Here is a 12843-nt window from a genome sequence, read left to right as displayed (position 1 = left end):
TCCTCAGGTCTCAAATGTCTGCGCGGCGTGCCAGGACAGGCCTTCCAGCGTCGTGGTGCGCGGCTTGTATTCGCAGCCGATCCAGCCGCGATAGCCGATCGCGTCGAGGTGGCGGAACAGGAAGGGATAGTTGATCTCGCCGGTGCCGGGCTCGTGGCGACCGGGATTGTCGGCGAGCTGGATATGGGCGATTTGGGGGAGATATTCCTGCATGGTCCGGGCGAGATCGCCCTCCATGATCTGCATGTGGTAGATGTCGTACTGGACGAACAGATTGTTCGACCGCACCTCGGAGATCAGCTGCACCGCCTGCTCGGTGCCGTTGAGGTAAAAGCCGGGAATGTCGAGCGTGTTGATCGGCTCGACCAGGAGCTTGATGTTCTCGCGCGCCAGCGTCGAGGCGGCAAAGCGAAGGTTGCCAACCAGCGTTTCGTTGAGCTCGCGCGGGTCGGCATCGGCAGGCGCGATGCCGACGAGGCAATTGAGCTGCTCGCAATCGAGCGCCTTGGCATAGTCGATGGCCCGGAACACACCGTCGCGGAATTCACTGACGCGATCGGGCAGGATCGCGATGCCGCGCTCGCCCGCTGCCCAGTTTCCCGCTGGAAGGTTGTGCAGCACCTGCGTCAGCCCGTGAGCCTCGAGTTGCTCGCGCAGCAGCGCCTTGTCGAAATCATACGGGAAGAGATACTCGACCCCGGAAAAGCCCGCCGCTTTCGCCGCGGCGAAACGGTCGATGAACGGCATCTCGTTGAAGAGCATGGTGAGGTTGGCGGCAAATTTCGGCATGATGCTGTTCCCCCTATTCCGCCGGCTGAAGCACGCCGGGCCGCGCGGTCGAGACCTCGTCGAGCGGCAGATCCAGCACCTCCTCGAACTCGACGATGTTGTCGATCTCCGTGCCCATCGCGATGTTGGTGACGCGCTCGAGAATGAACTCGACCACGACAGGCACGCGGTGCTTCGCCATCAATTCACGGGCGGTCGCAAACGCCGCCTGCGTATCCTTGGGATCGGTGACGCGGATCGCCTTGCAGCCCAGGCCTTCGGCGACCGCGACATGGTCGACACCGTAACCACCGAGCTCCGGTGCGTTGACGTTCTCGAAGGAGAGCTGGACGTGGTAATCCATGTCGAAGCCGCGCTGGGCCTGGCGGATCAGGCCGAGATAGGAATTGTTCACGACGACGTGGATGTAGGGCAGATTGAACTGCGCGCCGACCGCGAGCTCCTCGATCAGGAACTGGAAGTCGTAATCGCCGGACAGCGCGACGATCTCGCGATCCGGGCATGCCGCACGCACCCCGAGCGCGGCAGGCAGCGTCCAGCCGAGCGGGCCGGCTTGCCCGGCATTGATCCAGTTGCGCGGCTTGTAGACGCCCAAGAACTGCGCGCCGGCGATCTGCGACAAGCCGATCACGGTGACATAGGTGGTGTCGCGGCCGAAGGCCTTGTTCATCTCCTCATAGACGCGCTGCGGCTTGATCGGGACGTTGTCGAAATGGCTCTTGCGCAGCATCGTCTTCTTGCGATCGCGGCAGGCCGCGGGCCACGCCTGGCGCTCGCGCAACCTGCCTGACCGGCGCCACTCCCTGGCGACGGTGACGAAGAGCTCGAGCGCGGCCTTGGCGTCCGAGACGATGCCGAGATCCGGATTGAACACGCGCCCGATCTGGGTCGGCTCGATGTCGACATGCACGAAGGTGCGACCCTTGGTGTAGGTCTCGACCGAGCCGGTGTGACGGTTGGCCCAGCGGTTGCCGATGCCGAGCACGAAGTCGGATTCCAGCATGGTCGCATTGCCATAGCGGTGGCTGGTCTGCAGGCCGACCATGCCGGCCATCAGCACGTGGTCGTCGGGGATCGCACCCCACGCCATCAGCGTCGGCACGACCGGCACGTCGGCGATCTCGGCGAATTCCACCAGCAGGTCCGAGGCGTCGGCGTTGATGATGCCGCCACCGGCGACGATCAGCGGCCGCTCGGCGGCATTGAGCATCTCCAGCGCCTTCTCGACCTGCTTGCGCGTCGCGGTGGGCTTGTAGACCGACAGCGGCTCATAGGTCTCGTCGTCGAACTCGATCTCGGCGAGCTGCACGTCGAGCGGCATGTCGATCAGCACCGGACCCGGCCGGCCCGAGCGCATGATGTGAAAGGCCTGGCTGAACACACGCGGCACCAGGGCCGGCTCGCGCACGGTCACAGCCCATTTGGTCACGGGCTTTGCGATCGACTCGATGTCGACGGCCTGAAAGTCTTCCTTGTAGAGCCGTGCGCGCGGCGCCTGCCCGGTGATGCAGAGGATCGGAATGGAATCGGCGATCGCCGAATAGAGCCCGGTGATCATGTCGGTGCCGGCCGGCCCCGACGTGCCAATGCAGACGCCGATATTGCCGGCCTTCGCCCGCGTATAGCCTTCGGCCATATGCGAGGCGCCCTCGACATGGCGCGCGAGAATGTGGCGGATCGACCCGCGCTTCTTCAGCGCCGAGTACAGCGGATTGATCGCGGCCCCGGGAACGCCGAAGGCAGTCGAGATGCCTTCCTTCTCCAGAATTCGCACGGCAGCATCGACGGCTCGCATCTTCGCCATATCGGACCTCGCTTGAGTTGCGTCAGCGAGCGTGATCATCAGGCGTGCAAGATGCGATCTCAACGAGATCGATTTTATTTTCCACGATGCGGCAGCCGTGGAAAAACCGCGGCGGTCTCAAGCGGTTAGATCGACATCGGCGTGAAAGCCGCTCACTCGAACAACGGCGCGAGCTCCATCTGCGGCACCAGCACGAGGCCCTTGTCGGTGATGCGAATTTCCGGAATGACCGATAGCGGAATCAAATTGAAGCCCATGTAGGGGATGGTGCAGCCGGCTTCGGCCCATTCCTTCTTCAGCACCTTGACCGCTTCGGCGACCTCGGTGACCCGTTTGTCGGAGAGCAGGCCGGCGATCGGCAGCGGAACCAGCGCCCTCACCTTGCCGTCGGCGACGACGCAAACGCCGCCCTGCTCCGCCTTGATGGCCGATATCGCCGCCTGCATGTCGCCCTCGTTGGTGCCGGCGACGATGATGTTGTGGCTGTCGTGCCCGACGCTGGAGGCGACCGCCCCGCGCTTCAGGCCGAAATCCTTCAGCAGGCCGTAAGCGACATTGCCGGCCGACTTGCCGTGGCGCTCGACCACCGTGACGAAGCACAGGTCGTAGCGCTCAAACAGCGACGGCCAATCCTTGGCCGGTTCGATCGCGACCTTCTCATGGATCAGCGTAATGCCGGGCAGCGCGGTCTTGATGGCATTGACGGTACACGCCTTCGCCGGCAATTCCGGCGTCAGCTTGACCTTCTCCGGAAGCTTCACCGTCGCATAGGCCGCCTTCGGATATTGATAGCGCTGCGACAACGCCTGATCGAGCCGCGGCGTAATCTTGCCATGCTCGACCACCAGCTCGCCGCCATACCAGGTGCATTGCGGCTTGAGCTGATCGTCCATCAGCACGAGATCGGCGCGGCGGCCGCCGCCGAGCCCGCCGATATCGCCCTCCATGCCGAAGCGTGTGGCGCCATGCAGCGAGCCCATCGACCAGGCCTGCTCGGGCGACATGCCGGCCTTTACGGCCTCGCGCACCACCCAGTCGAGACCGAACAGCAGAAGATCGTCGGCATCACGGTCGTCGGTGCACACGGCCGTACGTTTGTGCGACGCCCCGAGTTCGGTGATGGTGCGGATCGCCTGCGGCAGCGAGTGCCAGGGCGTGGTCGGCGGACCGCCGCGCAGGAACACCCAGACGCCGGCGTCGAGCAGATCGTCGGCGATGTCGCGATCGATCGCCTCATGGGTGTCGGTGACGCCGGACGCCGCATAGGCCGCGACGAATTCACGGCCGTAGACATGGCCTGACACTGGCCGTCCTCGCTTCAAGGCAGCGGCAAGGATGGCATGGCTGCGCTCGTCGCCCATCGTGACAGGCACGAAATCCATCTTCTCGCCGAGCGCGACCGCTTCGGGCCAGCGGTCGAACAGGCCGGCGATCTTGTCCGGCGTGAGGTCGCCGCCCGCGGTCTCCAGTTCCGCCGACGTGGCCGGCACCGTGCTCGGCACCGTCAAAAAGATCGAGAGCGGCGCCTCGCGCGCGTCCTCCAGCATTGCCTCGACACCGGCGACATCCATGACGTTGCCGATCTCGTGGCTGTCGCAGAAGATCGTGGTGGTGCCGTTGAGGAGCGCAGCCTCGGCATAGGCGCAGGCCGTCACCATCGAGGATTCGATGTGGATGTGCGGATCGACCAGCCCCGGTGCGATGATGCCGCCGGCGGCGTCGTAAAGCGGCACCCCGCCCCAGACCTTCTTCGCCGTCCCGGCCGGTTTCACCGCTGCGACGCGGCCACCGGTGATCCAGACCTCCCGACCGGGATGGATGCGCTCCGAATAGGTCGAAAGCACCCGGGCCCCCGTGACCACGAGATCCGGTGCGACGCGCGCGGAGGCGACATCGGCCAGACGCCGGGTCATCGAATGCAGCGGTGCGACGGCGAAGCGGGTAAGTCTGGTCATCGGGACCCTCGCGTGGCGTTACGGCCCAGCGATGGTTACGCCCTGCGCCATAGCGGGCAAGCGCAAATATAACGGCAGGCCCTGCTTACGCCTTAGGCGCCGAACCGCCCGCCGTCCCCGCCCTTGCGGGCCTGCGCGGGTTCCGCCTTCTCGGCGGTGCTGCAGCATCGGGCTTGACCCGAATTCGCATCGACCGGCCCTTTGGCTCATCGATCTCGAACGAGTTCGTCTTGCGCACGAGGTCGCTCAGCTTGCGGAACCCGAACGTTCTCGGATCGAAATCGGAGGCCAGATTGGCGAGCTGCCGGCCGACTTCGCCGAGCGCGACCCAGCCGTCCTCGCTCTCCATCTGGGTGATGACCTTCTTGATGATGGGTGTGGCTGCATCGGGCGGCTGAAGCGACGTCGATCTTGAGGCGGCATCCTGGGTGGTCGCCGGGACGGAGACCAGGTTCTCGGTGTAGACGAACCTTCGGCAGGCCTGCCTGAAACTTTCGGGCGTCTTCTGCTCGCCGAACCCGAAGACGTCAACGCCCTGCTCACGGATGCGGGCGGCCAGACGGGTAAAGTCGCTGTCGGACGAGACCAGGCAAAAGCCGTCGAACCGGCCGCTGTGAAGCAGGTCCATGGCGTCGATGACCAGGGTTATGTCGGAGGCATTCTTTCCCGTCGTATAGGCGAATTGCTGCTGCGGGATGATGGCGTGCTTGGACAGGATGTCGGCCCAGCCCCTGGACCGCGCATTGGAGAAGTCGCCATAGATGCGGCGGACGCTGGCCTCGCCGATCTTGGCAATCTCCTCGAACAGCCCATCCGCGATCTTGGCGGAGGCGTTGTCGGCATCGATCAGGACGGCGAGACGGGGCGAGCGAAGTTCCGACGGCATGGCGTTTCCTCAACGAGCTGGACGCAGCATTAGAGGACGCGCGCGCCGGGACGGCTAGTCCTCGTTCGCCTTGAAGCGCCCCATCCCCTTCAGCACGAACGGGGCCAGCAGCGCAACCAGCGCGATGCCGAGCAGCGTCGCCGAGATCGGGCTCTGGAGCAGCGTCATGGGATCGCCGAGGCTGATCGCGAGCGCGCGGCGCAGCTGGCTCTCGGCGATCGGTCCGAGGATCAGGCCGACGACGACCGGCGCGATCGGAAAGTCGAACCGGCGCATCAGGAAACCGAGCACGCCGAAGCCGGCCAGCATCGACAATTCGACCACCGACGGCTTTGCGGCGATGGTGCCCATGGTCGCGAACACGAGAATGCCGGCATAGAGCCAGGGCTGCGGGATCGCGAGCAGCCGCACCCACAGGCCGACCAGCGGCAGATTGAGCACCAGCAACATGCAATTGGCGATGAAGAGACTGGCGATCAGGCCCCAGACAAGGTCAGGCCGCTCAGCAAACAGCAGCGGCCCCGGGTTGAGGCCGTACTGCTGGAACCCCGCCAGCATCATCGCGGCCGTCGCCGAGGTCGGCAATCCCAGCGTCAAGAGCGGCACCAGCGTGCCGGCGGCGGAGGCGTTGTTGGCGGCCTCCGGTCCCGCGACGCCTTCGATCGCGCCCTTGCCGAATTCTTCCGGATGTTTTGTGAGCCGCTTCTCAGTGGAATAGGACAGGAAGGTCGGAATCTCCGCGCCGCCCGCGGGCAGCGCGCCGATCGGGAAGCCGAACATGGTGCCGCGCAGCCAAGGCTTCCACGAGCGCTTCCAGTCTTCTTTTGTCATCCACAGCGAGCCGCGCACCGGCTCGAGCTTTTCCTCGGTGTGGTGGCGCCGCGATGCGACGTAGAGCGCCTCGCCGACCGCGAACAGACCGACCGCAAGCGTCGTCACCTCGACGCCGTCGAGCAATTCAGGGACGCCGAAGGTAAGCCGCGCCTGCCCCGTCAGCTTGTCGATGCCGACGAGGCCGAGCGTCAAGCCGATGAACAGACTGGTCAGGCCGCGGATCGGGGAATCGCCAAAGGTCGCCGACACCGTGACGAAGGCGACGCACATCAGCGCGAAGTAATCCTCAGGACCGAAGCGCACGGCGAAATCGACCAGCCATGGCGCGAGGAACGCAAGCCCGATGGTGGCGATGGTGCCGGCGACGAAGGAACCGATCGCGGATGTCGCAAGCGCCGGCCCGCCGCGGCCGGCCTTGGCCATCTTGTTGCCCTCGAGCGCGGTCGCCATCGAGGCGCTCTCGCCGGGCGTGTTGATCAGGATCGCGGTGGTCGATCCGCCATACATGCCGCCGTAATAGATGCCGGCGAACATGATCAGCGAGCCGCCGGGGTCGAGCTTGTAGGTCACCGGCAGCAGCAGCGCGACCGTCAGGGCCGGGCCGATGCCGGGCAGCACGCCGACGGCCGTGCCGAGGAACACGCCGATCAGAGCATAGAGCAGGTTCATCGGCTGGACGGCGACCGCCATGCCGTGGGCCAGCGCGGCAAAGGTGTCCATCACAGCAGTCGCTCCAGCGGACCGGTCGGAAGGCTCAGCGTCAACAGCCGGTCGAACGCGAGATAGATGAGGGTGGACATCACGAGGGCGATGATGCTGTCGACCAGGATGGCGCGGCGCCCAAACGCCGCCGACGTCGTCACGAACAGCGCCGACGTCGCCAGGATGAAGCCGCCGCCGAAGCCGATGATGGCAATGAGGAGCGCAAGGCCTACCAGGATCAGAATCACAGGCACGGGATCGGCGCTCTCGCGCGCCGGCAGATTGCCGCGCAGCGCGTCGATGAAATTGCCGATCGCGAGCAGCGCGAGGCCGGTGGCGACCACGACCGGCATCGCCTCCGGTCCCATCCCGTACATCGCAGTGGATTGCAGCCCGCGCGCGTCCCAGACCAGCACCGCGGCGAGACCTGCGAGCAATACAGCTATGACGATGCCGGCGCGATCGACGCGCCGCGGCTGGGCGGGATCGCCTGAGGTCATGACTTGACCAGGCCGACCGATTTCAGCACGTCGGTGACGCGCACGGTTTCCTTCTTCAGGAAGTCGGCGAAGGCGTCGCCGCCGAGATAGGCATCCTCCCAGCCCTTCTGCTTGAGGATCTCCTTCCAGGCGTCCGACTTCACCATCTTCTCGACCGCATCGCTCAGCGTCTTGCGCTGCTCCGGCGTGATGCCGGGAGGCGCGACCACCGAACGCCAGTTGGCGATCACGAGGTCGATGCCTTGCTCCCTAAAGGTCGGGATGTCGCTGCCGGCGATGCGCTTCTCCGAGGTCACACCGATCGCGCGCAGCTTGCCGGACTTGATCTGCCCGTCATATTCGCTCAGCCCCGAAATGCCCGCGGTGACCTTGCCGCCGAGGATTGCCGCCAGCGATTCGCCGCCGCCGGAGAACGGGATGTAGTTGATCTTCTTCGCGTCGGCGCCGACTGCGCCCGCGAACAACGCGGCCATGACATGGTCGACGCCGCCGGCCGAGCCGCCGGCGAAGGTCACCTTGGCGATATCGGCTTTCACCGCGGCGGCGAGATCCTGCGCGGTCTTGATCGGCGAATTCGCCGGCACCACGATCACCTGGATTTCCTCGGTGAGGCGCGCGATCGGCGTCACCTGCTCGAGCGTGACAGGCGATTTGTTCATGGCGAGCGCACCCACCATGACGAAGCCGTTGACCATCAACTGGTTGCCGTCGCCCTTGGCGCCGTTGACGAACTGCGCGATGCCGACGCTGCCGCCGGCGCCGGGAACGTTGACGACCTGCACGCTGCGCGCGACGCCCGAAGCGACCAGCGCCTGCTGCATCGAGCGCGCGGTCTGGTCCCAGCCACCGCCCGGGGCCGCCGGCGCCATCAGCTTGAGCTCGAGCTGCTGGGCAAAAGCGGGCGCAGCTGCCGCAAGGGTCAGCGCGACGGCTGCGCCGACAAGGCGCGCGGGAAATTTGAACATGGGGGGCATTCTCCAGGGCTCGTGCGGACGTCGTTGATCGGTTGCCGCATTGTGTCGTTTGGTCGCATATCAGCCAAAACGGCCGATGCTGTCCAGCGACAGGCCCGGTTCCTTGTTAGCCAGATTTCGGCATCACCCCGCCGAGCGCGACGGTCAATTCGCCGGCGACGTCGCGCACGATTTGGCCGATTTCCGGCAATCTGTCGTCGGTCAGGCGGCTGGTCATGCCCGAGACGGAAATCGCCGCGAGCGGCTCGGCGCAGTCGTTATAGACCACTGCGGCAATACAGCGCAGGCCCATACAGGCTTCTTCATCGTCGAGCGCAAAACCCTGCTTGCGGATCTTCTCGAGCTCCTTGAACAGGTCGCCCGGCCGCACGATCGACTTCTCGGTCAGGCGGGGCATGCCGTGATGGCGGATGACCGCGCCGACGTCCTCGTCCGAATAAGTCGCGAGCACTGCCTTGCCGACGCCTGACGTCACCATGGCGACGCGGCCGCCGACCTGGGTCAGCGAGCGCATGATCTCGCGGCTCTCCATGCGGGTCAGCACGATGATGAACTCGTCGTCGACCACGGCGAGGTTGGCGGTCTCGCGGGTGAGATCGCGCAGCTTGCGCAAGTAAGGAATCGCCTGCGTGGAGAAATTACGCCGCCGGGCAAAGCTCGCGCCGACCGTGAAGCTGCGCACGCCGACATGCCATTTGGACTGGGCGCGGTCGAACTGCACGAAGCGGCGGCTCTCCAGCGTCGCCAGCAGGCGGTGCACGGTCGAGGCCGACAGGCCGGTGCGCACGGCGAGGTCGCTGAGGCGATAGCCTTCGTCGTCTTCGGCCAGCGTTTCGAGGATCGACAGCGCGCGGTCGACGGACTGCACGCCGCCATCGCGCGCGTCGTGGTCGGCCTCCGATGGCGATCGAGGCTCGAGCGATTTGCGCCGGATCACGTTCTTGCTCATCGCGACCTGACCGTTCTCCCTCGCCCTATTCTTATTTCCCTCTCCCCGCTTGCGGGGAGAGGGTCAGGGTGAGGGGGAGTCTCCGCAAGGACGGTGACAGTTAGACTCGTGGAGAGTCCCCCTCACCCGAATTGCTTCGCAAGTCGACCTCTCCCCGCGCGCGGGGAGAGGTGAATAACCACCCGCTCCGGATCATACCGAAGCGTCTTCGTCGTCTCAGAGCAGCCCCGCGCCGCGCGCCCACTTGTACTTGGCGCCGAGCACCTCGACCGGCAGCTCGGTGGAGTACGCGTAGGCCGGGATGCCGTTCTGGTAGAGATATTCGGCGGCTTCCTCGACCTCGACGTCGCCGGCGAGCGAGGCGACGATCGGCTTCACGAAGCCCTTGGCCTCCATCTCCTTCTTCACCTCGACCATGTTGCGGGCGAACACCATCGGGGGCGTGACGATGGTGTGCCAGTAGCCGAGGATCAGCGAATGGATCCGCTCGTCCGACAGGCCGAGCTTCACCGTGTTGACGTAGGTGATCGGCGGCTCGCCGCCGGTGATATCCACAGGATTTCCGGCCGCACCGAACGGCGGGATGAACTTGCGGAAGGCCGCATCCAGATCCGGCGGCATCGACATCAGCGACAGGCCGTTGTCGACGCAGGAGTCCGACAGCAGCACGCCCGAGCCGCCCGCACCGGTGATGATCAGCACGTTCTCGCCCTTCGGCGTCGGCAGCACCGGCACGCCACGGGCGAATTCGAGCAGCTGCCGCAGCGAGCGGGCCCGGATCACGCCGGACTGCGCCAGGACGTCCTCGTAGATCTTGTCGTTACCGGCGAGCGCGCCGGTATGCGACGAGGCCGCCTTTGCGCCGGCCGAGGTGCGGCCGGCCTTGAGCACGATGACCGGCTTCTTCTTGGAGACGCGCTTGGCGGCTTCCGCGAAGGCGCGGCCGTCCTTGAGGTCTTCGCAGTGCTGCGCGATCAGGTTGGTGTTCGGGTCCTGCTCGAAAAAGGCGAGCAGATCGTCCTCGTCGATATCGGACTTGTTGCCGAGGCCGACGATCGCCGAGACGCCCATCTTCGCCGAGCGCGAGAAGCCGATGATGGCCATGCCGATGCCGCCCGACTGCGACGACAGCGCGGCGTGACCCTTGACGTCATAGGCCGTACAGAAGGTCGCGCAGAGATTGGCCGGCGTGTAGTAGAAGCCGTAGATGTTCGGCCCCATCAGGCGGATGTCGTACTTCTTGCCGACCTCGACGATCTCGGCCTGAAGCTCCGGCGCGCCGGCTTCGGCGAAGCCCGACGGAATCAGAACCGCGCCCGGGATTTTCTTCTCGCCGCATTCGGTGAGCGCCGCCGCCACGAACTTCGCGGGGATCGCGAACACGGCCGTGTCGATCACACCCGGAACGTCCTTGACGCTCTTGTAAGCCTTGTAGCCGAGGATCTCGGCGGCCTTGGGGTGGATCGGATAGATGTCGCCCTTGTAGCCGCCGTTGATGAGGTTCTTCATCACGGAGTTGCCGATCTTGCCGTCCTCGGCGGAGGCGCCGACCACGGCGACCGCCTTCGGCTGCATGATGCGGCTCATGGCCGCGACGATCTCTTCGGTCGGGCGCGGCTTCGGCTTGGGCACATAGGCGAAGTCGACGACGATGCGCACGTCGGCGGCGATCGCGTCCTTGGCCGTCGCGAACACCGGGTTGAGATCGAGCTCGACGATTTCAGGGAAATCGGTGACGAGCTGCGAAACCTTGACGATGACGTCGGCGAGCGCCGTACGGTTCACCGGCTCGCCGCCGCGAACGCCCTTCAGAATCTCATGCGCCTGGATGCCGTCGAGCATCGACAGCGCGTCTTCCTTGGTCGCGGGCGCGAGACGGAAGGTGATGTCCTTCAAGACTTCGACCAGCACGCCGCCGAGGCCGAAAGCGACCAGCTTGCCGAACGAGCCGTCGGTGATCGAGCCGACGATGACTTCGGTGCCGCCGGCCAGCATCTGCTGCACCTGGACGCCCTCGATCTTGGCATCGGACTTGTACTTCTTGGCGTTGGAGAGAATGGTCTCGTAGGCCTTCTCGGCATCCTCGGCCGTCTTGAGGCCGACGATGACGCCGCCGGCTTCGGTCTTGTGGAGAATGTCCGGCGAGACGATCTTCATCACCACCGGGAAGCCCATCGAGGAGGCCATTTTGCCGGCCTCACCCGCCGACCTCGCCACGCCCTCCTTCGGCACCGGAATGCCGTAGGCGTCGCAGACCAGCTTGCCTTCCGGCGCGGTCAGGCTGGTGCGGTTGTCCGCCTTGACCTGGTCGAGCACTTTGCGGACGGCATCTTTGGAATTGGACATATGGCTTCTCCCTTGACCTCAGTTCGTTCTTTCAAAGCGCGCGCGTGTAGCGGCTGCCCGTGATGCTTGCCATTCGCCGCGCTCTGTTCCATGTCGCGGAACGGAGTGGCATAAAGCCCACATTACTCCGCCGCTTTGGATCAAAAATGGCTGGCGATGGCATTTGGTATGCCAGAAGCCAACTTGTCAAGCTGCTGCATGACTTAGAACGCCGCAAAAAATAGCCAGCTTGACATTCTGGCATGTGGTATGCCAAAAACTTTCCCGTTAATAATCCTGTAAAAGACGACTCCCACTGGAGGAGATTCGTCGTGTCACTGCGGAAACCAACCAAGGCGTTGCCGAACATGACCGAGGCAGATATCGCAATCGTTCGTATTGCCCCGGAGAGCAGCTTCAAGAACAAGGCGTATGACGCCTTGAAGGAAGCCATCCTCAAGATGGACATCTACTCGACGCCCGAGCCGGTGATGCTCGACGAGCGCGCGTTGTCTGAACGCCTGGGTGTGAGCCGCACCCCGATCCGCGAAGCGATCGCGATGCTCGAGCAGGACGGGTTCGTCAAAACCGTTCCGCGCCGCGGCATCATGGTGGTGCGCAGAACCAAGAGCGAGATCGTCGACATGATCCGCGCCTGGGCGGCGCTGGAGAGCATGGCGGCCCGCCTGATCACCACCACCGCACGCAAGAAAGACATCACGGCGCTGCGCGACTACTTCAAGGATTTCGGCAAGGACCGCCTGCCCGAGGATCACGTCGAGGAATATTCGCGCGCCAACATCGCCTTCCACCAGGCGCTGATCTCGCTGTCGGAATCGCCGGTCCTGGTCGACCTCACCAACGATCTGCTGCTGCACGTGCGCGGCTACCGCCAGCTCACCATCGGACGCAAGGATCGCACCGCCACTTCGCTGCCCGAGCATCTCAGCATGATCGAAGCACTGGAAGCGCGCGACACCGAGCTCGCCGAGAAGCGCGCCCGCGACCACACCCTTGGCCTTGCCGCTTACGTCGAAGCGCACGGTCAAGAACTGTTCACCTAGCAACGTTCACCAGAAGGGCGAGCCATTCGCCCACAAAGCCTAAAACGGCATATGAGACCAG

10 protein-coding genes are annotated in these 12843 nt (G+C 64.9%); 1 reads left to right on the top strand and 9 read right to left on the bottom strand.

Going from position 1 to position 12843, the window contains the following annotated elements:
• Window positions 1–3 precede the first annotated feature (3 nt).
• The 9 genes from hyi to ABIA90_RS01280 all read right to left on the bottom strand — a co-directional run bounded on the left by hyi (window position 4) and on the right by ABIA90_RS01280 (window position 11739).
• A complete protein-coding gene (gene hyi / locus ABIA90_RS01320) occupies window positions 4–789 on the bottom strand; it encodes a hydroxypyruvate isomerase (protein ID WP_354117003.1) in 786 nt (261 codons plus the stop codon).
• A gap of 13 nt (window positions 790–802) precedes the next feature.
• A complete protein-coding gene (gene gcl, locus ABIA90_RS01315) occupies window positions 803–2593 on the bottom strand; it encodes a glyoxylate carboligase (protein WP_354117002.1) in 1791 nt (596 codons plus the stop codon).
• 152 nt (window positions 2594–2745) lie between these two features.
• Entirely contained in the window at window positions 2746–4548 is a 1803-nt protein-coding gene (locus ABIA90_RS01310) for an adenine deaminase C-terminal domain-containing protein (RefSeq protein ID WP_354117001.1), read from the bottom strand.
• Window positions 4549–4633: 85 nt separating this feature from the next.
• Window positions 4634–5434, bottom strand: a complete 801-nt coding sequence (locus tag ABIA90_RS01305; RefSeq protein WP_354117000.1) for an NYN domain-containing protein — start codon at window positions 5432–5434, stop codon at window positions 4634–4636.
• A 54-nt stretch (window positions 5435–5488) separates the two neighbouring features.
• Window positions 5489–6988, bottom strand: coding sequence for a tripartite tricarboxylate transporter permease (locus tag ABIA90_RS01300; protein WP_354116999.1), 1500 nt, complete (start codon window positions 6986–6988; stop codon window positions 5489–5491).
• A complete protein-coding gene (locus ABIA90_RS01295; protein ID WP_354116998.1) occupies window positions 6988–7470 on the bottom strand; it encodes a tripartite tricarboxylate transporter TctB family protein in 483 nt (160 codons plus the stop codon). Before ABIA90_RS01295 ends, ABIA90_RS01300 begins: the two co-directional genes overlap by 1 nt.
• Complete coding sequence (locus tag ABIA90_RS01290) at window positions 7467–8435, bottom strand: Bug family tripartite tricarboxylate transporter substrate binding protein (RefSeq protein ID WP_354116997.1); 969 nt, start codon at window positions 8433–8435, stop codon at window positions 7467–7469. Before ABIA90_RS01290 ends, ABIA90_RS01295 begins: the two co-directional genes overlap by 4 nt.
• Before the next feature lie 115 nt (window positions 8436–8550).
• Window positions 8551–9393: an IclR family transcriptional regulator gene (locus ABIA90_RS01285; RefSeq protein ID WP_354116996.1), complete on the bottom strand. Its 843-nt coding sequence runs from the start codon at window positions 9391–9393 to the stop codon at window positions 8551–8553.
• 216 nt (window positions 9394–9609) lie between these two features.
• Window positions 9610–11739, bottom strand: coding sequence for an acetate--CoA ligase family protein (locus ABIA90_RS01280; RefSeq protein ID WP_071915547.1), 2130 nt, complete (start codon window positions 11737–11739; stop codon window positions 9610–9612).
• 347 nt (window positions 11740–12086) lie between these two features.
• Between ABIA90_RS01280 and ABIA90_RS01275 the strand changes: the two genes are divergently transcribed.
• Window positions 12087–12782, top strand: a complete 696-nt coding sequence (locus ABIA90_RS01275) for a GntR family transcriptional regulator (RefSeq protein ID WP_166105920.1) — start codon at window positions 12087–12089, stop codon at window positions 12780–12782.
• Window positions 12783–12843 lie beyond the last annotated feature (61 nt).

This window comes from Bradyrhizobium sp. LA6.8, assembly GCF_040547935.1.
Taxonomy (GTDB): Bacteria; Pseudomonadota; Alphaproteobacteria; order Rhizobiales; family Xanthobacteraceae; genus Bradyrhizobium; species Bradyrhizobium barranii.
Note: the sequence above shows the minus strand (reverse complement) of the source record. Positions and strands in the feature narration are given on the sequence as shown.

What these genes read in the sequence shown, in the direction of transcription:
- hyi (WP_354117003.1), bottom strand. Translation starts at nt 789, where the DNA reads ATGCCGAAATTTGCCGCCAACCTCACCATGCTCTTCAACGAGATGCCG.
- gcl (WP_354117002.1), bottom strand. Translation starts at nt 2,593, where the DNA reads ATGGCGAAGATGCGAGCCGTCGATGCTGCCGTGCGAATTCTGGAGAAG.
- ABIA90_RS01310 (WP_354117001.1), bottom strand. Translation starts at nt 4,548, where the DNA reads ATGACCAGACTTACCCGCTTCGCCGTCGCACCGCTGCATTCGATGACC.
- ABIA90_RS01305 (WP_354117000.1), bottom strand. Translation starts at nt 5,434, where the DNA reads ATGCCGTCGGAACTTCGCTCGCCCCGTCTCGCCGTCCTGATCGATGCC.
- ABIA90_RS01300 (WP_354116999.1), bottom strand. Translation starts at nt 6,988, where the DNA reads ATGGACACCTTTGCCGCGCTGGCCCACGGCATGGCGGTCGCCGTCCAG.
- ABIA90_RS01295 (WP_354116998.1), bottom strand. Translation starts at nt 7,470, where the DNA reads ATGACCTCAGGCGATCCCGCCCAGCCGCGGCGCGTCGATCGCGCCGGC.
- ABIA90_RS01290 (WP_354116997.1), bottom strand. Translation starts at nt 8,435, where the DNA reads ATGTTCAAATTTCCCGCGCGCCTTGTCGGCGCAGCCGTCGCGCTGACC.
- ABIA90_RS01285 (WP_354116996.1), bottom strand. Translation starts at nt 9,393, where the DNA reads ATGAGCAAGAACGTGATCCGGCGCAAATCGCTCGAGCCTCGATCGCCA.
- ABIA90_RS01280 (WP_071915547.1), bottom strand. Translation starts at nt 11,739, where the DNA reads ATGTCCAATTCCAAAGATGCCGTCCGCAAAGTGCTCGACCAGGTCAAG.
- ABIA90_RS01275 (WP_166105920.1), top strand. Translation starts at nt 12,087, where the DNA reads ATGACCGAGGCAGATATCGCAATCGTTCGTATTGCCCCGGAGAGCAGC.